Here is a 25,005-nt window from a genome sequence, read left to right as displayed (position 1 = left end):
GGCATGAATAACCTCACGTTGCTACTGGTCTGCCAGGCTGTTACCACGCTTGGGCTGATGGTCTTCGTGCCCATCATGCCGTTATATATTGCAACGCTGGAACAGATGGATGCCGTGGGTGCCGCGCACTGGAGCAGTCTTGCACTGGCGGCACCCGCCATAGGTACGTTGTGTTTCGCTCCTTACGTCGGCAAGTGCTGCGATCGTTTCGGCTACAAGCGGATGCTGCTGGCATCGTTGGCCGTATTCACCGCCAGCATGCTGTTGATGGCGCTGAGCCCGGGTGTGCACGGCTTCATGCTGGGCCGTCTGCTGCAGGGCATAAGTACCATAGGCGTGGTGCTCACCGCCTTCATCGGCTATGTCAGCGATGACACTTCACGCGGGCGCTCGCTGGGTTTGCAGGAAAGCGCCATTGCGTGCGGGGCGCTGACTGGCCCGTTATTGGGCGGCATGATGCTGGACTATTGGTCGCTCAAGCCACTGCTGCTGACGAGTGCCGTACTCACGGGTATAGCGGGCGGAATACTGTGGACTCAACTCAGCGAACCGCAAAAAGTTGCAGGAATCCCCGGCTTGCCCTTTTCCGGGTTGCGCACCGTGCTTGGCGACAGCAATCTGCGCAACTGGATGCTTGCAGCCTGTTTTATTCAGGCGGCTGCATTCGCCTTTGTCAATGTCTTCGCACTCTATCTGACGGCACGTTTTCCTGCTGCCGAGGCAATGGCGAGCAAGATCGGGTTCCTGCACGCGCTGGGCTGGCTTGCGACGATGCTGGCCGCTCCATGGTGGGGCCGTCTGAACGATCGCGGTGAACCGCGACGCTACTTCACGTTCGCTGCCATGGGGTGCGCGCTATCGACCGGGTTGCTGATCCTTATCGATCAGATCTGGATTGTCGCGCTGTTGCGGATAACCCAGGGTGCCTGTTACGCAGCATTGATGCAGTCGGTATTGCTGGCTTGCAGCCGCCAGCTACCCATCTCGGCATATGGTTATGTGACGGGATTAAGCAGGAGCTTTATGGTTGTCGGCCAGTTAGTCGGCCCGTTACTCATTTTATTCCTGCTGCCATTCCTTTCTCCCATCAATCTTATCTGGCCAGTTGCCATGCTGTTCTTCGCGGGCGGGTTACTGGTTTTCAGCGATCGTACCGCTGGTTTTTCATTTGCGGAGTTAAAAAAATGATTCCGATGCCTTCACATCTGCTGGAAATGGCACCCATAGAGCGGCGCCTGGCGGAGCAGTATGTCAACACCTATTGCCGGGAAACAGGTTGTTTCGATCCACGTCTCGCAGCGGATGACGCAGGGCCAGTTGAACTTCATTCGCATATCAGGGCCTGGCGTGCCGCCGGATCGGCGCCGTATCTGGTTTCGCTTGCAAAAACCGAGTACCAGCTAGCGGGGGCGTTTGCCTACTTTTCGCCGGTTGGCTACCACCGCTTGGCGCCATTCGCCTGGATTGGATGGCGCGGTAACTGGCAACCCTTGACCACAGATGCGGCGTTGCTGGCCGATCTGATCGCCGATGCGCTCGCTGCGGGCGCCGATCAGCCTGCGGACACGGCCGATCACAGCCGTGTCCGGTTAAAAACGCTGATGCGGAACAGCATAGCCCAGGTCCGCCGCTTCCATTTGCATAAACCCACCGGGGAACGCCCGTCTTTCCTCTCTGCCGAGCAGGGACTGCGCTTTGGTCACATTTTTCATGTTACCTCCAAGGCTGCGGAAGGTTTCAGCGAAGAAGACATGCAGCGTTACGCGCCTGAGCTGGGTGCGTCATTTCGCCTGCACTACTTCGCGGTCGCGGCCGACATGCTGGAGACCCGTACTATCAATGAGAAACAGCCCGCGATCGACCCGGAAGTAGCATTGTTCGCCCGCGATCTGCTTGCCGATGGTGATTTCCGGCTCTTGCCTTGCCATCCCTGGCAAGCCAATTATTTGCTGGGTCTGCCCGAAATCAGCGTGCTGATAAATCAAGGAAAGCTGGTTTCGCTCGGACCGATGGGTGAAGTGGCCTGGCCCACATCTTCGGTTCGCACCGTCTGGCTACCCCGCCAAAATTTGTTTCTTAAACTATCGCTCAATATCCGTATCACCAATTTCATACGCAACAACCCATCCGAACAGGTCAGGCGGGCGCTGGATGCCAGCCTGGCTCTGTCGTTACTACCACGTCATATCTCCGAGCAATCGGCATTTCGCATCCTGCCCGAATTGGCGAGCCAGACGCTGAGGCTGCCGGATGAGGCCTTGCGCGCTGCCTGTGCAGTGGTATACCGGCAGGCGATGCCAGTAATCGAGGCAGGGCACGTCCAGACAATCGTGGCGGTACTGGAAGAGCCTGCCGATGGAGAAATTCCATTGCTGGCCTTGTTGCGGCTGTCTGCCAGGGGAAAACCGCTCAGCGAGGAATTGATACGCATGTGGTGGAAATGCTATCTGGATGTCACTCTGTTGCCGCTGCTGCATCTCTTTCTGGAGCATGGCATCAGCCTTGAAGCCCACCTGCAAAATACCCTGATCTCCTTCCACGATGGCTGGCCATCTCGTGGCTACGCGCGAGACATGGAGGGCGTCAGCATCAGCCGCACACGTTTCCAATTCCTCGACCGCCTGCACGGCGACAGCCCGGTTCTCTACGCGGAGGAACAGGCCTGGCACCGATTTCAGTATTACGTGCTGGTTAATCATATAGGCCATGTGGCCGCCTGTCTGGCTCGCACCGGGCTGACTACCGAGGCGGCATTGTGGCGCGACACCGCATCGATATTGAGCTCGATTGACGACCCGCTGATAAGCCGATTGCTCATACAGCCGACCTTGCCGGCCAAGGCCAATATGCTCAGCAGCTTCCACCAGCAGGGAGAAAACCCATCATGGGTTGAGATACCCAATCCATTGATTGCAAAAGTAAACCAATGAATCCACTCGACTATGAAAACCTGATTGATAGTCCGGCTTACCGCCAGGCGAGCCGCCGCGTGTTACGCCAACTCCTGGAGGCGCTGCTATTTGAGCGTGCGGTACCGCATTGCACCTGGGATGGCGAAACACTGAATTTGCCGGGCCTCCGTGCGGATAACGTTCCCGTCAGCTATCAATGCCAGGCCCGCCAAACCATCAGTTTTGGCCGCGTGCGCATCACTACGCCGCTGCTGCGCATCGATGGCGGCATTACCCATGAGGCTTGCGACCCTGCGTTGTTCCTGACGGAAATTGCGCCCTGGCTGGTTGCCGACGAACTACGGCTCAGCCAATTTGCATCCGAACTGCTGGCTACGCAGATCAAGGATGCGCAAACATTATCCGCACACAGCGGCAAGCCGTTGCGCGATGCGGACTATGACACGCTGGAAGCAAGGCTGACCGATGGTCATCTCTATCATCCGGTCTACAAGTCGCGGATAGGCTTCACGCTGGATGACAACGGAATGTATGCGCCTGAAATCGCGGCCTTAGTAAGGCCGCTGCTACTCGCCGTACGCCGGGATCGTTGCCGCTGGGCGGTTAGTAAAACGCTGAATAATGATGCGGAAAGGGGCGTTGCGTTGCTGGGTGAGCCCGGTTGGCGGTACTTTTGCGATCAGTTATCCCAGCGCTCGTTGCAGCCCGACGATTATCTGCCGCTACCGGTTCATCCGTGGCAATGGGACGAAGTTGTCCTACCCGGCTATCACCAGGCCCTGGCGCGAGGCGAACTGTTTGCGCTGGGCCTGTTGCCTGACCGGTATCTGCCTCAGCAATCGATCCGTACCCTAAGTAATTTGAGCGACCGCAACCGACTGTCGCTCAAGCTTTCGATGAGCCTCGTCAATACATCCACCTCGCGGGTGCTGGCGCCGCACACCGTGCAGAATGCGCCCGTCATCAGCGACTGGTTGCATGGGTTGGCGGAACGAACCGACTGGCCATTGCCCCTGGCGCGCCCCGTGCTGTTGCGCGAAGTGGCCGGCGTGAGTTTCACGCCAGTGGCCTTGGCTCATGGCCAATATGGCGCGCTGTCGTGCATCTGGCGCGAAAGCGTGCATAACTATTTGCGTCCGGGTGAAAGAGCGGTGCCGATGACCGCCGTCACGCATATCGATATCGACGGGAGGCCCTTCATCGATCCGTGGGTTCGGCGCCATGGACCCGAGCAATGGCTAAAGCGGCTGGTGGAGCGGGCATTCTTGCCGGTACTGCATCTGCTCTGGGAACATGGGACCGCATTGGAGTCGCATGCCCAGAATATGGTCCTGCTGGTGGAGGAGGGGCTGCCGGCGCGCGTAGCACTCAAGGACTTCCATGATGGGGTACGCTTCAGCAGAGCGCTATTATCCGCGCCTGCGCCTGTGCTCACCGCACCGCCGCCTGAGCATGCGCAGATCAATCCCAATTCCTTTCTGGAAAGCGAAAACGCCGAGGAGTTACGGGATTTCACCTTCGATGCGCTATTTTTCGTCAATCTGGCGGAACTTGCCTGGCTGTTCCTGCGCCACTACGGTATAGCGGAAAAGCGGTTCTGGAAAATCACCGGCGAGGTGGTGCAGGCACATCAGAAACGTCATCCTCAGAGTGAGGCGCGTTATTTGTTGTTCGACTGCTTTGCCGATGAGGTGGGCGTCGAGTTACTTGCCAGTCGGCGTTTCCAGTCGGAAATCCGGTTACGTACGCGGCCTGCGCAGAACCCCCTTGCAAAAGTCGAGGAGCCGTCATGTGTCTGAAGACGCGCCTGGAGGCAGGCGGCATCGTCTATGGCTTGTTCTGTTCCACCCCCGCCGCGCTGAGCGTGGAAATAATCGCAGCGGCCGGCTATGACTTCGTCGTGATCGACCTGGAACACACACTGATCAGCTCCGGACAGCTTGCCGCAATGCTGCTGGCAGCCCGCGCCAGCAGCATTGCGGCGCTGGTCCGGGTAGCTTCGCCTCATCAAATTCTTCAGGTACTGGATGCCGGGGCGGAAGGCGTTGTATTTCCGCATATTCGCTCGGCGCAGGAAGCACGGGATGCGGTACGCCTCTGTCATTTCGCCCCGCTCGGGGAGCGTGGCCTGAACGCTACCTTGCATACCCGTTACGGGCGCGATGACCTAGCAAGATTCACGAGTGCCGCGCGGGAATGCACCTTAGTGATAGCGATGATCGAAGATCGCAAAGGGATGGAAAATGTCGATGAAATTGCGGTGGTGGAAGGGGTAGACGTATTGCTGGCGGGTGCGGCCGATCTCTCGCAATCGCTGGACTTGCCCTGGGAAACCCATCATCCGGACGTACGTGAAGCGGTATCTCTTGTCCGCGCCGCGGCAGAACGCCACAGCAAGATGTTCTGCTCCTTGCCGCGGATACCGGGGGATTTCGAATCCGATTATCGCAGCTCGGTTCGAATGTTCATTCTTGGCGATGATCGCGGTATTACGCGGCGCGCCATGGCGTCGCATCTGGTACAGCACCAGGCCAAGGTGCTCGAGCAATGAACCCGCAACACCTGCACGACTATCTGCATGGTCGCGCCCAGTCCGACTCGCCCGATATTCAGCCCGTATGCGCTTATATTTATGATCTGGCACATTTACGGCGGCGCGCCGACATGCTGCGCCGCAGCCTGCCTTCACAATGCCAGCTTTTTTACGCCATCAAAGCCAATAGCGACGAGCCGGTATTGAAAGCGCTGCTCAACCACACCGACGGATTCGAAGTGGCATCGCTGGGCGAAATCCGGCGTGTGCGCGCCATCGATGATGCCGTTCCCATGGTATTCGGCGGTCCCGGCAAAAGTGACGCCGAACTGGAAGGTGCGCTTGACCACCGAATCATGCTGATCCATGTGGAAAGCGAGCATCAGTTGCGGCGCCTCGACTGGATAGCGCGATGCCGTCACGAGGTGGCGGATATCCTGCTCCGTGTGAACCCGGCTCATGTGCCGCAAGAGGCAACATTGCGCATGGGCGGACAGGCGACCCAGTTTGGCATTGAAGAGGCACAAATTCCCGCCCTGCTCGAACTCATCCGGACCTTGCCGGGCATTCGCCTCAAGGGTCTGCACATCCATGCCATTTCCAACAACCTCAATCCGGATACCCACCTCGCCCTGATGGAGCATTACTTTGACCTGGCAGAGGCGTGGCAGCGCCACTATGGGCTGAAGTTCGACTGGCTGAATGTCGGCGGCGGCATTGGCGTTAATTATGCTGATCCGGATTCGTCTTTCGATTGGGAAAGCTTCTGTGCAGGCCTGTCGGTACTCATCGCCGCGCGCCAGCCTGGGTTTCAGGTCGTATTCGAGTGCGGGCGTTTTCTCGCCGCGGACTGCGGTTGCTACATGAGCGAAGTCATTGACGTGAAAACTGCCTATGGCAAGCACTTCGCCATCCTCCGTGGGGGCTCGCACCACTTCCGGCTGCCGGTTTCGTGGCAGCACAACCATCCTTTCATGATATTGGAGCGCGAAAGCTGGCACTACCCTTTTTCGCGTCCTTCAGTTCTCGATGCCCCGGTCACGCTTTGCGGCGAGCTATGCACGCCGAAGGACACCCTTGCACGCGATGTCCATGTCAAACAGCTTCGAGCCGGGGATTGTGTCGCCTTCCTGCTGGCCGGCGCCTATGGCTGGCACATCTCCCATCACGATTTTTTAAGCCACCCTCATCCCGAACGTGTGTTTCTGGACAATTGTTAAAAAGGATTCACGATGCTCTGTTCGCTCCCTATTCATTTTGTACAGGTCAAGCGGGTTCGCCCGAATGAGTGCCACTATTCCAATCACGCGGTGACCCTGGCGGATACCATTTTGCGTGAACAGCTCTGGCGCATCCCCATCGCCGTGGAACGTACCAGCCTGGCTGTCATGGATGGTCACCATCGCCTGGAGGCCGCGCGTCGGCTCAGGCTGAAGTATATTCCCTGCCTGCTGCTCGACTACGATTGCGTAAAAGTCGATGCAACGCGCCAGGGCTACCTGGTCAATCCGCATGAAATCGTGCGCCGCGCCAGAACCGGCGAGTTATACCCACCGAAAACCACCCACCACCGGTTTTCATCGCCGTTTCCCATTTGCAATATTTCGGTACCGTTGCTACAGGATCCGGCTGTCGTATCTTCCTTGCCTGCATCCACGTGTTTCATGTCCCGATATGAAATCAGTATGGCAACGGCGGTTGATGGGCAACATCCGACCATGAATAAGGACTTAACGTGAAACGTAAATACTGGTTCATGGAGAGAGGCATTGGCATCATGAAAATCAATTTGTACTCGGCGATTGTTGCACTTTCATCGACGTTCTGGATTCAGCAGGCGGAAGCGGAGACTCCGCCTGCTGAATCCAAGGCAGAGCAATCCAAGGCAGAGCAATCCAAGGCAGAGCAATCCAAGGCAGAGCAATCCAAGGCAGAGCAATCCGAGGCGGGGAAAAAGCTGCCCGCCGTCACCGTGACCGGCGAGCGGGTAGGGAGTTTCAACTCCGATTCGGTTCAGGTTGGAACATTCCGGGATATGGCGCCAATCGATGTGCCACAGACCAGTAATGTGATCACACGGGAAGTGCTCGATGCACAGGCCATAACCGGTGTATTTGGCGCATTGCGTAATACGGCAGGTGTTACGCGTTCGCAATTGAACGGTTCAACTTACGACAATATTGCGATTCGCGGCATTCTCGTGGAAAACCGCAGCAATTACCGGCTCAACGGATCCCTGCCGATCATCAACCTGATCGATATCCCCATGGAGAACAAGGAGCGCGTCGAGGTGCTCAAAGGCGCTTCATCGCTATATTATGGTTTCGTGCCGCCATCCGGCATCGTCAATCTGGTAACCAAACGTGCGGGCAAGGATCCCATTACAAATGTCTCGTTGATGGCAAATATGTATGGCGGCGCCAATACGCATATCGATCTGGGGCGGCGCTTCGGCAGCGAGCAGCAGTTCGGGGCGCGCATCAATCTGCTTGCCGGGCGCGAAGATATCGGCATCCACAATTTTTCCGGTTATCGCGCCCTGATGTCGGGTGCTTTCGACTGGCGGGTTACGGATAGCCTTTCCGTCAAATTTGATGTGGAGCATTACCGTAAGGAGGTTTCCGAGCAAGCGGCGATAAAGATTCTTCCAGCGGTCAATGGCGTGATCACATTACCCCCTGTTCCGAATGCCCGCCGTAATCTTGCTGGGGAATGGCAGAAGTATGACGCCGAGGCAACCAACCTGTTGCTGCGCGCTGATTATGCAATAAGCGACAATTGGGGGGTGCTATTCGAGATCGGCAAGGCGCAAACCAGGCGGGACCGCAATTTCTCCCAGTTCCAGAATTACAACCTCGCCACCGGCGAGGGAACTCTGCAAACTTTCTTCAACCGTGGCCAGCATTGGGATAACCAGAATATTCGCGCCGAAGTATTCGGGCGGTTTCCAGGTCAGGCTATTACCCATGAGGTATCCGTGGGTTTTACCGGGAACGAGCGCAGGCAGGATCCTCGCACCTCATCCACATTCAATACCACGCAGAATCTGTACAACCCCATCGATATTGCGCAGCGGTCTCCCACCACGCCATTTAGCGCAAACCGATCAAAAATAACCGATTTCGGCCTGTATATATCGGATCGAATCTTGATTGGCGGCAGGTTGCAGGTCATGCTGGGGGTACGCAGCAGCTTCTATGAGAGTGTCGCTGCGACCACTCACTATAAAGCCGACAGGGTCAACCCGTCATTGTCCCTGATGTATAAGCCCATCCCCAACGTATCGATATACGCGAGCTACATTGAAGGGGTCGAGGAAAGCGGGCAGGCGCCCGCCAATCGTGCCAATAGTGGGGAGATCCTGGCGCCGGCGGTATCGAAGCAAAAGGAAGTGGGCGTCAAGGCGCTTGTCGCGCAGGGCATATTGCTTCAGGTGGCATACTTCGACATCAAGCGCGCCTCAACCACCATTGACGCGGCCAATCGTTTTGTTCTCAACGGCATGGCCCGGTACAGCGGCTTTGAGTTGTCAGCTTCTGGCGAGATAACGAAGCAATTGTCGCTCATCGGCTCGGCCCTGTTCATGGAGGCGGAACAATTGAACAGAGCCAATGCCGAGACGTTCGGCAAGATACCGGATAACACGCCGCAACGCACGGCCAGCCTCTTTGCCGAATACCGCCCCACCAGCATACCTGGACTGGCGCTCAGCAGCGGCGTGCATTACGTGGGGAGACGGCCCGTGAACAGCGCCAACCAGGCCTTCGTGGATGATTACGCGATACTTTCCCTGGGCGCACGCTACACAACCCGTATTGCGGGCAAACGCACCATGATCCAGGCAGTCGTGGATAATGCGGCCAACAGCAATTATTGGAGTACTGCGGGCAACGGATTGTTGGGTGTCGGCGCCCCGATTCTTATGAAGGTCGTGTCTCGGGTCGAGTTCTGATAACCGGGTTCCAGGAGAGTATTCGGGAAGCCGAATTCCTGAAGCTGGGGCGCACGCTCTTGGGGTACCTACCCGGATGTTTCACAAATTCGCGTGATGATTGCGCAGGGTTTTGTTTTGTAGGGAGATTTTGTGAAAAAGTGGCGTAGTTATTCATACGCCCGACTGAACGAAATTTTCATACGAAACAAAAAACCAGCAAGGGCGTGCGTCAATTTATGAAATATCCGGGTTAAATATCCAGATGAGGTATTCATCATGAAAATACGAAGGGTCGTCTTCAATTTTCATCTTTATATCGGGTTGGCGGCTGGACTGTTCCTGGTATTGAGCGGCTTGACCGGTAGCATGATCGTGTTTCGCGAGGAGATCGAAGCGCTTTTGCATCCCGAATTGATGGAAGCAGCAGTGAACGGCGAGCGGGTCCCTCTGCAAACCGTGCTGAATGCGGTCAGTCAGGCGTACCCTGACGACACGGTGTTTTCTGTTCGCATGCCGCGCACGCCGAAGCAGACTTACCTGCTGAAAATGAACGAGCCGCATGGGCTATTCGTTTATGCGGATCCTTACAATGGTGAGTTGCTCGGCGCCCATCGGCAGGAAGACACTTTTATAGGGTGGGTCGCCCTGTTGCATACCGAACTTCTGATTGGGGAGCGCGGTAAAACCATTCTCGGCGTCAGCGCCTTACTGCTGATTTGCATGAGCATCACCGGCTTCTTCCTTTGGTGGCCGCCCAATGGAAAGGGAATAGGGAAGTTTGCGCGGGGTTTCAAGGTCGGTTGGTCTGCGCCGTGGAAAAAAGTTATTTTTGATCTGCATCGCGCATCAGGCGCCTACACTATCGTTTTTCTCATGATTATTGCCTTCACCGGTGTCTCCCTCGTGTTCAATAAAACCATGGTTGAGCTTACTAATTTCCTGACAGCGAGCGTGCCAAGACCGGTCCCGCCTCATTCCGATCCTCTCGGTGCCGCAGGAATGATTCCTCCGCTGGACGACCTGCTGCATCAGGCCGACAGCATCCTCTCGGGGCCTACTACCTGGATCAACCTTCCGCAAACGCCCCGGGCGCCTCTGGTGGTGCGCAAAAAAATGCCGGAAGAATTCCATCCGAATGGAAGAAGCTTCATCTATTTCGATCAGTACACGGGAGAAGTATTGCGTATTGAAAATGCTTCGGCAGCGCCTTCAGGAACCCGGGTTTATAACTTGTTTTACCCGCTTCATATCGGTGTCGTGGGGGGAACGTTCACCCGAATTTTACAAGTGATCATAGGATTTTCGCCGCTTGTGCTATTTGTTACTGGCTATATCATGTGGAGGAATCGAACGAAAGCGAGAGCATATAAACCCGGATGTTTCATAAATTGATGCGCGCCCTTGCTGGTCTTTTGTTTCGTATGAAAATTTCGTTCAGTCGGGCGTATGAATAACTACGCCACTCTTTCACAAAATCTCCCTACAAAACAAAATCCTGCGCAATCATCACGCAAATTTATGAAACATCTGGGTAAAGAGGCTTCTAAAAATCCGGTTCCCAACTCTTCCATACTGCGACATGACAAGTAGGGTTTCCTGATACGCTCAAGCCCATCCGACTTCCTATTACCAGGTCGAAATCCCGGATGGTTCATGACATCCATGCCGATTGTCTTTTCATCAGCCGCAAAGCTGTGCCGGGAAAGCCATAAACCCTATTAATGTTATTGCCTTTCGGGCGCGGCTGAAATATAATGAGAACCGTTATCATTTCTTAAGATAAAGAAAGAATTACTCACAATCTCATACCGTATTCCGGCGCATCGAACTAGGCGACAATCGTAAACCCATTCATCAGAATGGGGTATGGAAGGCGCCATTCCGAGGCGATACCGTATTGAGAACCGGCTGCAAAGCCGAGAAATGATTTCACCGCCGCTGGGATAGGAGAATTAGTGCCTAAACCAGCGGCATTCTTATAGCCCGCCAGCCATTCGGCAAGCCAGCCAATTTTTATCCAATCTACTGGAATTATTGGCTGTGAAAAATAAATATAAAAGTAGCGCGAACATTGTTGCGTCCCGGCTTATCGCCTGTTCGGTTAACGCTGATGAACTCAAGAATACCCCCCTCTGTGCGATTCGCTCCGAAAACCACGACGTGGTACGAAAGCACAATGGCAGGAAAGAAAAATCCAACTTATATCGATCTTCCCTCGCAGCGGTAATACAGGGTGCGCTGCTTTTTCTTGGCACAGCTGCGATAGCCTTGCCTCATGCGGCTTTTGCCGAGTCTGGCGTTGGCGACAGCGCTCATGCGCAGCCATACAATATTTCCGCTGGCCCACTGGAAGAAGCGCTCAATAATTTTGTAAGGCAGACACGGGTCAAGCTCTCCTTCGCTGCCGCCGATGTAAAAGATATCACCACGCAAGGGCTGAACGGCAATTTCTCGGTACAGGGCGGATTGAACCGTCTTCTGATTGGGAGCGGCCTCGAGGCGGTACCGCAGGCTAATGGGTACATTGTAAGGAAGCTACCCGCGACAGTGGCTGATCAACCTGCGGCGCTACCGCCTATAAACGTCTCTGCAAGCACTATAACCAGCCCGACGGATGGTTATATGGCCACAAAAAGTTTTAGCGCCACCCGAACCGATACTCCGCTGCGTGATGTACCGCAATCCATCACTGTTGTAACGCAGGAGATGATCAAGGATCAGACCATGCTGAGTATCGGCGACGTGGTGCGTTATGTGCCGGGTGTCAACCCATCACAAGGGGAGGGCAATCGCGATACCGTGATTTTTCGTGGTAGCAGCTCGACGGGCGATTTTTATGTCGATGGGTTACGCGATGACGTTCAGTATTTTCGCGATCTCTACAATGTAGACCGGGTCGAGGTCCTGAAAGGATCCAATGGGATGATTTTCGGGCGGGGCGGTGCGGGTGGCGTGATCAATCGCGTCATCAAGGAAGCCGGTTGGACGCCGATACGTGAAATTACGGCGCAGTATGGATCCTTCAGCCATAAGCGGATTGCAGTCGACATCGGCCAGGCCATTAACGATGTGGCCGCCTTCCGGCTCAACGCGATGTACGAACACTCGAATAGCTATCGTAACGGCGTCGACCTTGAGCGAGGCGGAGTCAATCCCACGTTTACATTCAAGCCGACTGCTCAAACCAAGGTCGTACTGAGCGGAGAATACTTCTTCGATCGGCGTACCGCAGACCGCGGCATTCCTTCTTTCATGGGGCGCCCAGCCAATACGGATCGCTCGACTTTCTTTGGCAACGCGGAAAATAGTCCGACGAATGTCGATGCCTGGTCGCTAAATTCGCTCATCGAGCACAGGTTCGATAACAATCTTAAAGTCCGTAACCGTACCCGTTATGCCAGTTACGACAAGTTCTACCAGAACGTATTTGCCGGAAGTGCTGCTTCGGCCGAAGATGCTACGGGAACAGTAGCGATTTCGGCCTACAACAATGCAACCCAGCGCCAGAATCTTTTCACTCAGACAGACTTTCTATACAACCTCGATACTTGGGGTGTGAAGCATGAGTTCATGACGGGCGTGGAATATGGCCGCCAGGTTTCGGACAACTTCCGCAATAGCGGAGTTATCAGCCCGCTCAATAATCGAGTATCCTTTCTTAACCCCACTTTTCTGGGTCCGGTCTCCTTCTCACAGAGCTCCACTGATGCCAATAATCACGGTGTGGTAGAGGTGGTGGGAATCTATTTACAGGATCAGATTACGCTCCTCCCCCAATTGAAGGCGGTCCTGGGCATACGCTACGATAATTTCGATGCGAATTTTGTCAATAATCGCAACGGCCAGCGGATACATACCAATGATGGACTGGTTTCGCCTCGGGTCGGATTGATATATAAACCGATCGAAGAAGTATCCATTTACGGCAACTATAGTCTGGCTTATGTACCGCGTGCGGGTGATCAGCTCAGTTCGTTAACGTTGAGCAACGCGGCGCTCAAGCCCGAAAGTTTCATGAACCTGGAACTGGGCGCAAAGTGGGATATTCGCCCTGATCTTTCGCTGACCACGGCGCTGTATCAATTGGACCGCAGCAATGTAATTACTCAGGATCCCAACGATCTCAGCCGGACAAACCTGGTCGATGGCCAGCGTGCCCGGGGGGCGGAGATAGGTTTGATGGGCCGCATCACTCCGCAGTGGAGCGTGATGGGGGGATATGCTTATACTGATGCGGAAATTAGCAAGGCGTTAGTCACCACCTCAGGGAGCACTACCCCGGCCGGCTCGGTTGTGGCACAAGTTCCCAAGCACACAGTTTCCGTGTGGAACCGTTATGATTTCACGCCGTTTATCGGACTGGGTCTGGGTGTGATCCATCGCAGCAGCATGTATGCTGCAGTAGACAACACCGTGCTCCTGCCCGGCTTCACGCGACTGGATACGGCCGTATTCGTCCGCCTCAACAAGACCCTGCGGGTGCAAGCAAATATCGAAAATATAGCCAATGTCAATTATGTTGCGTCAGCCAACAGCAATAACAACATAACGCCGGGTGCGCCCCGCATTTTTCGCTTGACGGTCGTTGCCAACTTTTAGATAGGTTATGAATCATGAGCATAGGGGGTCATGAGTATCTGAAACCGGGCCTTATGAATGGGATAGCTACGTAAAAACCACGCATTGCCCAACGCGATAAAGCCCCAAACCTCAGGTTTTTGTTTTCGAGTTGATACAAAAAAGCCTCCCGAAGGAGGCTGGACAGTCCTCTTATCCTTTGAAGACCGATTCCTGAGATAACGGGAAATTCAGGCGTTCCTGTTATTGCCTCGTCGCCGGACCATTGCGCCCATCAGCCCTAGGCCAGCCAGCAACATCGCATAGGATTCGGGTTCTGGCACTGAGCTGATTGGAGAGTGCGCCGATAGATCGAAGTTAACGTTGAGTGAACCGCTGCCAGCGCCACTGGCGAAAATACCAAATACCAGGGTTCCCGATTGTGATTGTGAAGGTGGAGTCCCATAGTAATTATGCAGCGAAAACGAAGAATTGGAATAAGTACTGGAGCTCCCATTGTGTACGTAGCTGTCAAATGACGCACTCCCGCTGACTGATGCGTGGTCGTAATTGTAGCAATAATAGCAGTAATTGGGAGTCTCCCCGTTTAAGCTGATAGTATAAGGAACGGTTACAGTCAGCACGCCCGGCCCGTCAAAAGTGAATTGTTCCGTTCGGGTGCCTGAAGAACTTGCAGAGCCAGACTGCATCGCGTTTGCGTCCCCCGAAAAATTTAGCGTGGAGGCTAACGCGTTGGCAAATGTGGTTCCGGCATCTGCGTTGGCACCCTTGGTGTCTGTCCAGTTATTGATTGCCTTCGAATCATTTTCGTACTGCCCGGGAGACGACGCGTATGAGCTCAGCGACGTGTTTTGACCTGAAAATGTCACTGTGGGTACTGTATCGTTGACACCCGTAACCGATAGCTGGAGCTTGCTCCAGTCGATAGTAGCGGTCGCTGCGATCGGCGCTGTGGTGTTGGCTGCAACTGACGATTGGCTCAGTCCAACTCCGATTGAGCATGCTGTTACCAAAAGTCCATGTTTTATCAGATGGTTCATATAACCTCCCTGGCATCGAAAATAAAATTCATGATTACTTCACGGTTCAGCAAAGCAAGATCGGAATTGCTGAATCTTCATTTTGAATTGAAGCTTTTTTATTTTCGGCCGTTCAGCGAACAGACAGGAAGTTAAAACGGAACTCATCCGGCATTCGTTCGGGCGTCCCTTGATACGCAATTTTTTTGCCGGGTTAATTGCCAAGCAGATGGATTGTGCGTGACAACTTGGGAAAAGGAGGAGGCATTTCGAGCCAGACTTTGAGTTATCCGGGGCTGATCGATACCAATGTTGCGGGGAGGGGGGCAGCGATAGGCCCGTCGTCATATTCCGACTATCAGTATCATTACGCAATCCTTATCATGTATGCGGCAGCTTCAGCTTTGGACGGTGCTTAGCAACAGCGGGTAACCTTACCATTGCCGCCGTAGCGCGCTTCCTGGCGCTCCCGGAAGAATTCCTGGTAAGACATGATCGGCTTGTCCGGATGCGTATTTTTCATGTGGTCGACATAAGTGCTGTATTCGGGCACGCCAACCATGAGCCGCATGCTCTGTCCCAAATACCGAACCGTTCTGCTTATTTTATTTAGCATGGGTGACCCCTCACGTTCTTGCCGTCTCGACAGGCAACAATTCGAATGGTGCTTCTTTAGCGGTAGGTCTGCCCGTGGCACGTGCGCGTAGTACCGTCTGGATACCAAAAAAGAGGATGCTGATCAGTACCAGCATGAACAAGCCCGCGAGCGATGCATTCACATAGTCGTTAAAAATCACCTGCTGCATCTGCTCCAGTGACTTGGCTGGCGCAAGGAGCACGCCGTCCGCGACAGCATCCTTGTATTTGCCGGCATGCGCCAGAAAACCGATGCGCGGATTGACATCGAATATTTTCTGCCAGGCGGCGGTCAGCGTACACACCAGCACCCATGTGGCAGGCACGATCGTCACCCAGGCAAAACGATCAAGCTTCATCTTGAACAGCACGCCGGTGCAGAGAATCAACGCAATGCCGGCGAGCATCTGGTTCGAAATGCCGAACAGCGGCCATAGCGTATTGATCCCGCCCAGCGGATCAACCACGCCCTGGTACAGAAAATATCCCCAGCCGGCAACGCAGATACCGGTCGCGATCAGGCTGGCAACCAGTGAATCGGTACGCTTCATCGACGGGATGAAGGTGCCCAGCAAATCCTGCAACATGAAGCGTCCGGCACGGGTTCCCGCATCGACCGCGGTCAGGATGAACAGCGCCTCGAACAGGATCGCGAAGTGATACCAGAACGCCATCATCGCCTTGCCGCCGGCAAACTCCGACAGGATTTGCGCCATGCCCACCGCCAGCGTCGGTGCGCCGCCAGTACGAGAAATAATGGTGTGTTCGCCCACATCCTGTGCGGTCTGCGTGACCATCTCGGGTGTGAGATAGAAACCCCATTGCGATATGGTTTGCGCAGCCGATTCCGCTGTGGTGCCAATGATCGCGGCCGGGCTATTCATGGCGAAATACACCCCGGGCTCTAGCGTCGAGGCGGCAATCAGGGCCATGATGGCGACAAACGATTCCATCAGCATCGCCCCGTAGCCGATGAAGCGGGCATCGGTCTCGTTGCGGATCATCTTGGGGGTGGTGCCGGATGAGATGAGCGAATGAAAACCGGATACCGCGCCACAGGCGATGGTAATGAACAGGAAGGGGAACAGGCTGCCCGACCAGACCGGGCCGGAGCCATCCACAAATTGGGTGAACGCGGGCATTTTAAGCGTGGGCGAAATGAAGATGACGCCAATGGCCAGGCCGACAATCGTTCCGATCTTGAGGAAGGTGGACAGATAGTCGCGCGGTGCCAGCAAGAGCCAGACCGGCAGTACGGAAGCGATGAAGCCGTAGGCGATCAGTATCCAGGTCAATTGTTCACCCGTCAGGGTGAACATCACCGCCAGCGCGGGAACTTCCTGCACGTATTGCCCGCCGATGATCGACAGCATCAATAAAACAAAACCAATCAATGACACTTCGCCGATCGCACCAGGGCGGATATAACGCGCGTATACGCCCATGAACAAGGCAATGGGCATGGTAGCCGCTACCGTAAAGGTGCCCCATGGCGATTCCGCCAGCGCTTTGACCACGATCAGCGCCAATACCGCCAGCAGGATCAACATGATGAAAAAGGTGCCAAAGAGGGCGATCATGCCGGGTATCTGCCCCAGTTCCGATTTGATCAGATCACCCAGCGAGCGGCCGTCACGCCGCGTGGAAATGAATAGCACAACGAAATCCTGTACCGCGCCAGCGAAGACGACGCCCGCCAGCAGCCATAACATGCCCGGCATATAACCCATCTGCGCCGCCAGAATTGGACCAACGAGGGGACCAGCGCCGGCGATCGCGGCGAAATGGTGCCCGAACAATACGTATTTATTGGTCGGCACATAATCCAGGCCGTCATTGAATTTGTAAGCCGGCGTCATGCGAGTGGGGTCCAGTCTCAGCACCCGGCTGGCAATGAACTGGCTGTAGAAGCGATAGGCAATGATGTAGAGACAAACGGTGGCGATAACAATCCAGATGGCGCCTATCGATTCGCCATGGTGCAGCGCAATGAAGGCGAATGCAAACGCGCCAAGCGCGGCGAACGCCAACCAGCCGAGCTTAGTGATTAGATGATTCATTATCTGTTCCAGGGGGTGATGAGATGATTCATTTATCTTTTTATCGCAGTGTTGGTTTTGAAATTGATCAGGAATACTTTCACCGCTTCAGGTTTAAGCAAGGCTGTTTCGACAAGTCCAGTATTCAACCTGCCAATTATTATCTTATTACGCGAGCGCATACTGGAATTATAAATAAAGTGATGCGAAAGATCAGAATGGTAACCGCAGCACATGATTTTACATGGCAATAATTGGACTACGATTTTCTGTGTAGAGGTGGATTATCGGTTTTATATAGATAAATAATTGTGGTTAGCCTGTGAGCAGCATGGCTGTGGCATTCACGTCTATGTGCTGATGACCAACCACGTGCATTTACTCATAGAAAAGACGGGTAGGGCCTGCAGGGTGGTGATAGGCGACCGGAGCAATTCCGATCTCTGACTTTTGCAAGAGGCTCATCCTTTAACCTTTTTCAAAACAGGATTAAGAGCGGTATCGCACAGACCACTTTCTGATTCGCGCCCATTATTCCAAGGACCCTATGCAAATAGAATGTTCTGGCGAGTATGTTTCTTGGAATGAAATAGGAGGTCACAAATGGAAACGAAATTATTCATGTCAGTTGTTCTGCCCGCTGCGATGGTATTCGCAACCTCGGCTTTTGCTGGAAGACAGGAGAGAATTCAGGACGGATGTACCGTCTGCAGTTCAGAAAACGATAACTGATCACGCAGGCGGCGGAAAAATCGAGGAAATTGAGAAGGAAACGATAACACAGAACGTTCGAATCCTTCATTTCGACAGCCCCAAAACTGTTACTGTTTATGAAGCCGAGGTAGAAAAACCAGATGGCAAGGAGATTGAGATCGACGTCGGCGAAGATGGCGAGCTCATCAAGATAAAACATGAAAAAGTCGATTAAAAATAATCAACAGGATCAAATTCGATTGATTCTCGGCTGCATGTTGATGAAGTGACCTTTTATGCCAATTGATCCGGCTGTTAAAAAGCCTTGCGAATATTCCGGCTAATATTCGCGCCGCAGTTGTCCGTGCCCGGCAGCGAGAAATTGCTCGCGTTCAACTGCGGCGTTACTCCTTAGCCTTTCTTTTATTTCAATAAAATTAGTTAAAACCACCGTCTTTAGACGGTGGTTTTAACTTTAAATGTGTTGACTCATGCGCGTTTAGCTTGATGCAGACGACTTTAGTCGACTGCATCAAGCTAGCCAGCGGCACCGACACTCCCAAACCTGGGCGAGCACACATTACCCCTCATCAATACTGACTGCCTCTACCGTTCGACCGCTGTAGGATCGTTAATTTCAAACAGCGTTGCGTAAACGTAGGCCACAAGCTTCCTAATATTTTCGCATGTGCGAAAATATTCCCTCCTTTCACTACAGACCCCGACGGGAGCCTGTTCCATTTGTAATTGGACGCATCGAGCAAGTTCTTCAGCCTTCAAATGTCTATCAACTGTAAATAGACAGATATAGAGAACAAATAAACGGTCGGATTCTCGAAGATCTACAGTCTATGTTCCTAATTTTCACTTGCCTACCTGTTAAATCTTACAGCTATTTAATCCTCGCATTTTATAGTCTTATAGCTCCTGTCAGGAATATCCATTCGCGGCGTTGCTTTGGATGTTACGGAGCGAATGTGCGCCAAAGAGAAGCTGCAAGAAACTGATCGACGTAAGGATGAGTTTCTGGCGATGCTAGCACATGAACTGCGCAATCCTCTTGCACCTATCAGTGCAGCTGCTTAAATCTTAAGCAACTTTAAGAATGATGAGGCTCGCGTAAAACAGGCGAGTGAAATCATTAAACGCCAGGTCAGCATATGACATACATGATTGATGACCTTCTTGCTGCCGCCCGCGTTACTCGCGGGCACATATCCCTCGATGAGCAACAAGTCGACCTCGGAGCCCTGTTAACCGAGGCCGTCAAGCAGGTGCGTCCTATAGAAAGTATAGAAAGGCGCAGGCACCAGCTTGCATTTCCTCAGACAATTCAGTCTTTCCGGTTCTGTGCGACCCCAAGCGATTGGTGCAGGTGATAGCCAACCTGCTAAATAATGCCGCCAAGTACACCCCCTGGGGCGGCAATATCCTGGTTCGCCTCCAAGCGCAAACCGATCATATATCGAAGAGATTCGCGGTGTTTTAGAGATGGAGGCAGAAACCGACAAACATAGCCTCCTTTTCGAACGCTCTCTCTCTCGGCCGGCTATCGCTACTCTAACATTTGCGTTTTTTATATCGCTTACCCTGATAGGGTGGTTGATTGTGAAAGATCTAGAAGAGAAGAACGAAAATGCTCGGTTCGACAACGTGATAGTAGAGGCTACCCACAAAATCGAGCACCACTTTTTAGGATATGAACAGGTGTTGAAGGGGGGGATGGGATTCTTGCTCGCCTCTGATTCGGTTTCACGAGAGGCGTGGCGGACATATGTGGATGCCTTGCGGATAAACGATAGATATCCAGGAATTCTCGGCGTCGGTTTCGCAAAAAATATCTCTCCCTCGGAGCTCGCTGACCACATTGAAGAAGTACGCGCGGAAGGGTTCCCTGACTACAAGGTCTGGCCGGAAAACGTTCAGCAAAAGTACGTCCCGATCGTATATCTCGAACCCTTTTCCGGAAGAAATTTACGCGCTCATGGATATGATATGTATTCAGATGCCGTTCGACGGGCGGCTTTGTTCCGGGCGCGCGATACGGGAGAAACCACACTCTCCGCCAAGGTAAAGCTCGTCCAGGAAACCGGGGACGATGTTCAAGCCGGTGTTCTGATGTATGTTCCCTACTACGGGGCCACAAATCTGCCGGGAACGCTGGAAGAAAGGCGCGCGTCGCTTGTTGGTTATGTACATGCGACATTCAGAATGGATGACTTTATGCGGTCCGTTTTTCGCACGGAGCTTAATGTTCTCGATTTCAGAATATTTACTGGTGAAATAAGGGAAGAGAATTCCCTTCTCTTTGATAGCGAAAAACATCGACCTAGATCGCCAGGCACACCTGGCACACCTGAATTTAAGCGAGTCATACCTATATCTATGTATGGACAGACCTGGGCGATCGAGGCGTCTTCACGTCCTGCGTTTGAAAAAGCCATAGAAAGTTACGAGCCGTTTCTCGTTCTGTTAGGTGGAATTCTGGTGAGTATTTTGACCGCCATGGTTTCTTTTGTCCTTTCAGCGAACAAGGAGAAAGCTGTGGCGTTAGGACGTGTAAATAAAAGATTGGTGTCGGCCATGGAGGAGCAGAAGACAACAACACTCCAACTTTCAAACTCAAAGCTTCGAATAGAGAGGATTTTGGAAAGCATTACCGAGGCTTTCTATACCCTGGACCGGAAATGGCACTTTACCTATGTAAATAAGGAGGCAGAAAATCTGCTACTGCGCCGCCGCGACGATCTTCTGGGCAGCATGGTCTGGGAAGAATTTAAGGAGGCGGTAGGAACAACTTTTGATCGTGAATACCATCGGGCGCTCGTGGAAAACACTGCGGTGACGTTTGAAGAGTTCTATGTCCCCCTTGGCAAATGGTTCGAGGTACACGCCTATCCTTCGGAAGAAGGTCTTGCTATTTATTTTCGCGATATTACCCAGCGCAAGAGCGCTGAGAACGAAATCAAGCATCTGGCATTCTACGATTCTTTGACCGGATTACCCAACAGGCAGCTCCTGCTTGACCGACTGCGACACGCGCTCGCAGCGCGGGCCGGTAATCGGCGTATGGGCGCATTACTGTTCATCGACCTCGATAACTTCAAATTGCTCAATGATACGTTCGGCCATGGCCTGGGTGACCTGTTGCTACAGCAAATCGCTCCTCGCCTGATCTCCTGCGTCCGCGAAAGCGACACTGTCGCTCGTCTCGGAGGCGACGAGTTCGTAATAATACTGGAAACAGACTTTACCGAAGATTATGACGAAGCCGTTACTCAGGTAGAAACCATCTGTGAGAGGATCCGCAGCGCGTTCAATCAACCTTTCAGTCTAGGTGCACACAAACATCATACTACGCCAAGCATCGGTGTCGCGCTATTTAGCGATCAGTCACACACAACAGACGAATTGCTCAGACATGCGGATCTGGCGATGTATCAGGCAAAAGCATCAGGCCGGAACGCCATGCGCTTTTTCGATCCCGACATGCAAGTGGTAATGAATGCTCGCGCGGCTCTGGAGTCGGACTTACACAAAAGCTGGGAGAGAAACGAGTTTGTTCTCCACTATCAGCCCCAGGTGGATAATCATGGAGTTATAGGCGTCGAAGCGCTTGTACGATGGCAGCACCCTCGACGTGGCCTTTTGTCTCCGTCCGAATTTATCCCTCAGACAGAGGAAAGCGGCCTGATCCTTCCTTTGGGTGCCTGGGTGCTGGAAACTGCGTGTAGCCAGCTTGTAAATTGGTCCGGGCGGTGCGAGACAGCTCAGCTCAATCTGGCCGTGAATATAAGCCCTCGACAGTTCTGTCAGCCAGACTTTGTTGAGCAGGTGGTTTCTGCGCTCGATCGAACCGGCGCCAATCCGCAAAGACTCAAGCTTGAGCTTACCGAGAGCATCCTAGTCCACAACATGGACGATACTATTACAAAAATGATGGCGCTGAAAGCCAAGGGTGTGGGCTTCGCCCTGGATGACTTTGGTGTCGGCTATTCCTCGCTCTACTATCTGAAACGCCTGCCGTTCGACTGGTTAAAAATCGATAAGTCATTTGTGAGAGACGTGTTGACTGATAATAACGACGCAACAATCGTCCGCGCCATTCTGCTCCTTGCAAAAAGCATGGGGTTAGCGGTAATTGCCGAGGGAGTGGAAACCGGAGCACAAAAGGATTTTCTCGCGTGGAATGGATGCAGTGTTTATCAGGGCTATCTGTTCAGTCCGCCTCTGCCACTAGATCAATTTGAGGAACTTATGCTGGAAGAGGCGAGTGCGATCAAAACTAAGCGCCAGGATAGCATTATGGTATTTCAGGAGGACATCCAATAGCTGAAATACAATGTGGCGGATTTGGTCATACTCATTGTTTCACCCTTCCTATGCTGCCTAATGCTTATGCGTTAATGTAGGATACGCCCCACCTCGGTTGTATCTTGCTGCGTTCCGTACACGATGACATGAGAACCGGCAAAGTAAGCCGTTGTGTATTGTTGTATCAAGCATTCCCTGCTTTGGCGCCCCAGCTTTGGATTCTGACCCAGCAGCATCAGGGCATCGTTCAGCTTGTTGCGTCAGGTAATTTCGTGCCCCCACCGCTCGCGGTATAGCGCAAGATGCCGGTGAATTTTTTTGTACCTCTGGGGTAAACTCAAGCGGGCTTAATCCGTTTTGTGATCACACGCTCCCTAGCTCTAATTGCTGAGAAAACAACTGGACTTAGATATCAATGGCTGAGTGAGGGTATTACCGAACTGGGTCCGACCGATGCGCACGTTGGGCGGTAGAGAGTCTAAGAATTTAGTAGCATCTCTCACATCTAAAATATTCGTTCTTCATGCGGCAGGTGTTATTCCAGCAAGTAACTTTTTTATCGTAGTCTATAGCGACTCGTTCCAGGTGATCGATGTTTGCTGATCCTTTTAGAAGTATTACTTCCCCGGGTATCATGGTGTCACGGATTAAATCACGTAGCTCTACGATGCTTGACACAAATTGAGCACGTCCTGCTATTAAATCTCCATCCTCTGGTCTTGCATGAGAAGCCTTGTCTCCGAAAACCTTGCAGCTCTTCCGGCCGCAGACAACTTAAACCCTTCAAACCTGCTAACGGCACAGGTCAGATCCTGTTGTGCCATCCCTAGTCATATCCCACCCTCTGCGAGGAGCGTCAAGCGAGAGGAAGCGCGCACAGGAAAACATGGTCAAGCGTGGACTGAATAACCTTGGCCAGAGCTAGCCCAGGTAATATAATACCCTTCACATATGACAAAAACTTATCCACCTCTGACTAGATTTATAGATCAACTACTCGACGCTATTTGCGTTGTTGATGGAGGGGGGCGTTTTATCTTTGTCAGTGCAGCATGCGAACGTATTTTTGGCTACACGCCGAAAGAAATGATCGGCAAGGTTATGTTGGAGATGGTGGTACCTGAGGATCGAGCGAGAACTCTCCAGGCGGCCAATGAAATCATATCAGGGCATCCCACCCTTGATTTTGAGAACCGCTATATACGCAAGGATGGACGAGTAGTGCACATCATGTGGTCCGCTCGCTGGTCCGAAGCCGATCAGCTGAGAATTGCCGTTGCACGAGACATCACCGAGCGCAAGCACGCCGAATCGATGCAGGCAGCGCTCTATGCCATTTCCGAAGCTGCGCATACTGCAGAGGATCTACTCTCTTTATTTCAGCTAATTCATCAAATAATCGGCAAGCTACTGTCAGCCACTCATTTTTCTGTGGCAATGTACGATGAGAACAATGATCAGCTGAGCTTTCCCTACACCTGCGGCTATGACAAGGCGTCCGAACTGCAGCAAACAGCCGTAAGAACCCTCTGCGCAGAAGTCATTCGCACCAGGCAGCCCTTGCTGCTGGGGCCTGAGTCGCTGGCTAGCCTTCCCGAGGAATTACGATCTGCCAACGAAAGCAATGTGGTGGGCTGGCTGGTCGTTCCGCTCAACTCACACAAGGGTACTATCGGAGCCCTGATTTTGAAAAGCAACTCGAACGGTACGTGCTACACCGAAAAGGACAAGGAACTGCTGCAATTTGTCTCTACTCAAGTTGCCACCGCTATCGAGCGCAAACAGTTACACGCTCGACTGAAGCACATGGCGCAATACGACGGGTTGACGGGGCTGCCCAACCGAGGACTTTTATATGATCGCCTGAAAATGGCGCTGGCAAGAACACGACGGGAACAAGGACAAATGTCCCTGCTCTACCTGGACTTGAACAATTTCAAACAAGTCAACGACTCTTTGGGTCATGTTGCAGGGGATGAACTGCTGCAGGTGATCGCCAATCGCCTGCAGCAGTGCGTACGCAATTTGGATACCGTCGCGCGCATGGGCGGCGATGAGTTTGTGGTGCTGCTCGAAAACATCGAGTTGCCCGAGCACGCCTCGAATGTAGCCAAAAAAATCCGCAGTGTTATCAGCCAACCCATAAAAATAGAGAGCTGCAGCCTCTGCATACTGCCGAGCATCGGGATCGCACTCTACCCCGATCATGGTGAGGAGGCGCACCAACTTCTCAGACATGCCGACGAGGCTATGTATCTTGAGAAAAAGAACAATGATAACCACTTCGCAAATGGCTCTTATGGCGGCGTTCGCATGGAATCAGCATCATAAAGAGAAGTTTATCAGT

The 25,005-nt window shown here is 53.1% G+C and carries 15 protein-coding genes; 12 read left to right on the top strand and 3 right to left on the bottom strand.

Annotated elements, in window-relative coordinates:
- The first annotated feature begins 3 nt into the window (after positions 1-3).
- The 9 genes from KJS40_RS07330 (at position 4) to KJS40_RS07290 (ending at position 13,978) form a co-directional block, all read left to right on the top strand.
- A complete protein-coding gene (locus KJS40_RS07330) occupies positions 4-1,188 on the top strand; it encodes an MFS transporter (RefSeq protein WP_244859483.1) in 1,185 nt (394 codons plus the stop codon).
- On the top strand, positions 1,185-2,930 hold the full coding sequence (locus KJS40_RS07325; protein WP_244859482.1) for an IucA/IucC family protein: 1,746 nt from the start codon (positions 1,185-1,187) through the stop codon (positions 2,928-2,930). The genes KJS40_RS07330 and KJS40_RS07325 overlap by 4 nt, the downstream gene beginning before the upstream one ends.
- Positions 2,927-4,711 carry an IucA/IucC family protein gene (locus KJS40_RS07320; protein WP_213536923.1) on the top strand — a complete coding sequence of 595 codons (1,785 nt, stop codon included), beginning with the start codon at positions 2,927-2,929 and terminating at the stop codon, positions 4,709-4,711. The genes KJS40_RS07325 and KJS40_RS07320 overlap by 4 nt, the downstream gene beginning before the upstream one ends.
- Positions 4,702-5,463: an aldolase/citrate lyase family protein gene (locus KJS40_RS07315; RefSeq protein ID WP_213536922.1), complete on the top strand. Its 762-nt coding sequence runs from the start codon at positions 4,702-4,704 to the stop codon at positions 5,461-5,463. Before KJS40_RS07320 ends, KJS40_RS07315 begins: the two co-directional genes overlap by 10 nt.
- Positions 5,460-6,665 carry a type III PLP-dependent enzyme gene (locus KJS40_RS07310; RefSeq protein WP_244859481.1) on the top strand — a complete coding sequence of 402 codons (1,206 nt, stop codon included), beginning with the start codon at positions 5,460-5,462 and terminating at the stop codon, positions 6,663-6,665. The genes KJS40_RS07315 and KJS40_RS07310 overlap by 4 nt, the downstream gene beginning before the upstream one ends.
- A gap of 12 nt (positions 6,666-6,677) precedes the next feature.
- Complete coding sequence (locus tag KJS40_RS07305) at positions 6,678-7,184, top strand: ParB N-terminal domain-containing protein (RefSeq protein ID WP_213536921.1); 507 nt, start codon at positions 6,678-6,680, stop codon at positions 7,182-7,184.
- Positions 7,181-9,397: a TonB-dependent siderophore receptor gene (locus KJS40_RS07300; RefSeq protein ID WP_244859756.1), complete on the top strand. Its 2,217-nt coding sequence runs from the start codon at positions 7,181-7,183 to the stop codon at positions 9,395-9,397. Before KJS40_RS07305 ends, KJS40_RS07300 begins: the two co-directional genes overlap by 4 nt.
- 258 nt (positions 9,398-9,655) lie before the next feature.
- Positions 9,656-10,771 (top strand): PepSY-associated TM helix domain-containing protein, encoded by a 1,116-nt coding sequence (locus KJS40_RS07295; protein WP_213539643.1) that lies wholly within the window; start codon positions 9,656-9,658, stop codon positions 10,769-10,771.
- A gap of 648 nt (positions 10,772-11,419) precedes the next feature.
- Entirely contained in the window at positions 11,420-13,978 is a 2,559-nt protein-coding gene (locus KJS40_RS07290) for a TonB-dependent siderophore receptor (protein ID WP_244859755.1), read from the top strand.
- 209 nt (positions 13,979-14,187) lie between these two features.
- Here KJS40_RS07290 and KJS40_RS15275 read toward each other — a convergent pair whose 3' ends face one another.
- The 3 genes from KJS40_RS15275 to KJS40_RS07275 all read right to left on the bottom strand — a co-directional run bounded on the left by KJS40_RS15275 (position 14,188) and on the right by KJS40_RS07275 (position 17,672).
- Entirely contained in the window at positions 14,188-14,997 is an 810-nt protein-coding gene (locus KJS40_RS15275; RefSeq protein WP_244859754.1) for a PEP-CTERM sorting domain-containing protein, read from the bottom strand.
- Between the two features lie 394 nt (positions 14,998-15,391).
- Positions 15,392-15,592 carry a YbdD/YjiX family protein gene (locus KJS40_RS07280; protein WP_213539642.1) on the bottom strand — a complete coding sequence of 67 codons (201 nt, stop codon included), beginning with the start codon at positions 15,590-15,592 and terminating at the stop codon, positions 15,392-15,394.
- 10 nt (positions 15,593-15,602) lie between these two features.
- Positions 15,603-17,672, bottom strand: coding sequence for a carbon starvation CstA family protein (locus KJS40_RS07275; protein WP_213539641.1), 2,070 nt, complete (start codon positions 17,670-17,672; stop codon positions 15,603-15,605).
- 526 nt (positions 17,673-18,198) lie between these two features.
- On the opposite strand from KJS40_RS07275, the gene KJS40_RS07270 reads away from it, so the two are divergent.
- The 3 genes from KJS40_RS07270 (at position 18,199) to KJS40_RS07250 (ending at position 24,989) form a co-directional block, all read left to right on the top strand.
- Positions 18,199-18,579 (top strand): hypothetical protein, encoded by a 381-nt coding sequence (locus KJS40_RS07270; protein WP_244859753.1) that lies wholly within the window; start codon positions 18,199-18,201, stop codon positions 18,577-18,579.
- A 1,373-nt stretch (positions 18,580-19,952) separates the two neighbouring features.
- Positions 19,953-22,676, top strand: a complete 2,724-nt coding sequence (locus KJS40_RS07260; RefSeq protein WP_244859752.1) for an EAL domain-containing protein — start codon at positions 19,953-19,955, stop codon at positions 22,674-22,676.
- A gap of 933 nt (positions 22,677-23,609) precedes the next feature.
- Entirely contained in the window at positions 23,610-24,989 is a 1,380-nt protein-coding gene (locus KJS40_RS07250; RefSeq protein WP_213539638.1) for a GGDEF domain-containing protein, read from the top strand.
- The last annotated feature ends 16 nt before the right edge of the window (positions 24,990-25,005 follow it).

This window comes from Nitrosospira sp. NRS527, assembly GCF_018406445.1.
In the GTDB taxonomy this organism is placed as follows: Bacteria; Pseudomonadota; Gammaproteobacteria; order Burkholderiales; family Nitrosomonadaceae; genus Nitrosospira; species Nitrosospira briensis.
Note: the sequence above shows the minus strand (reverse complement) of the source record. Positions and strands in the feature narration are given on the sequence as shown.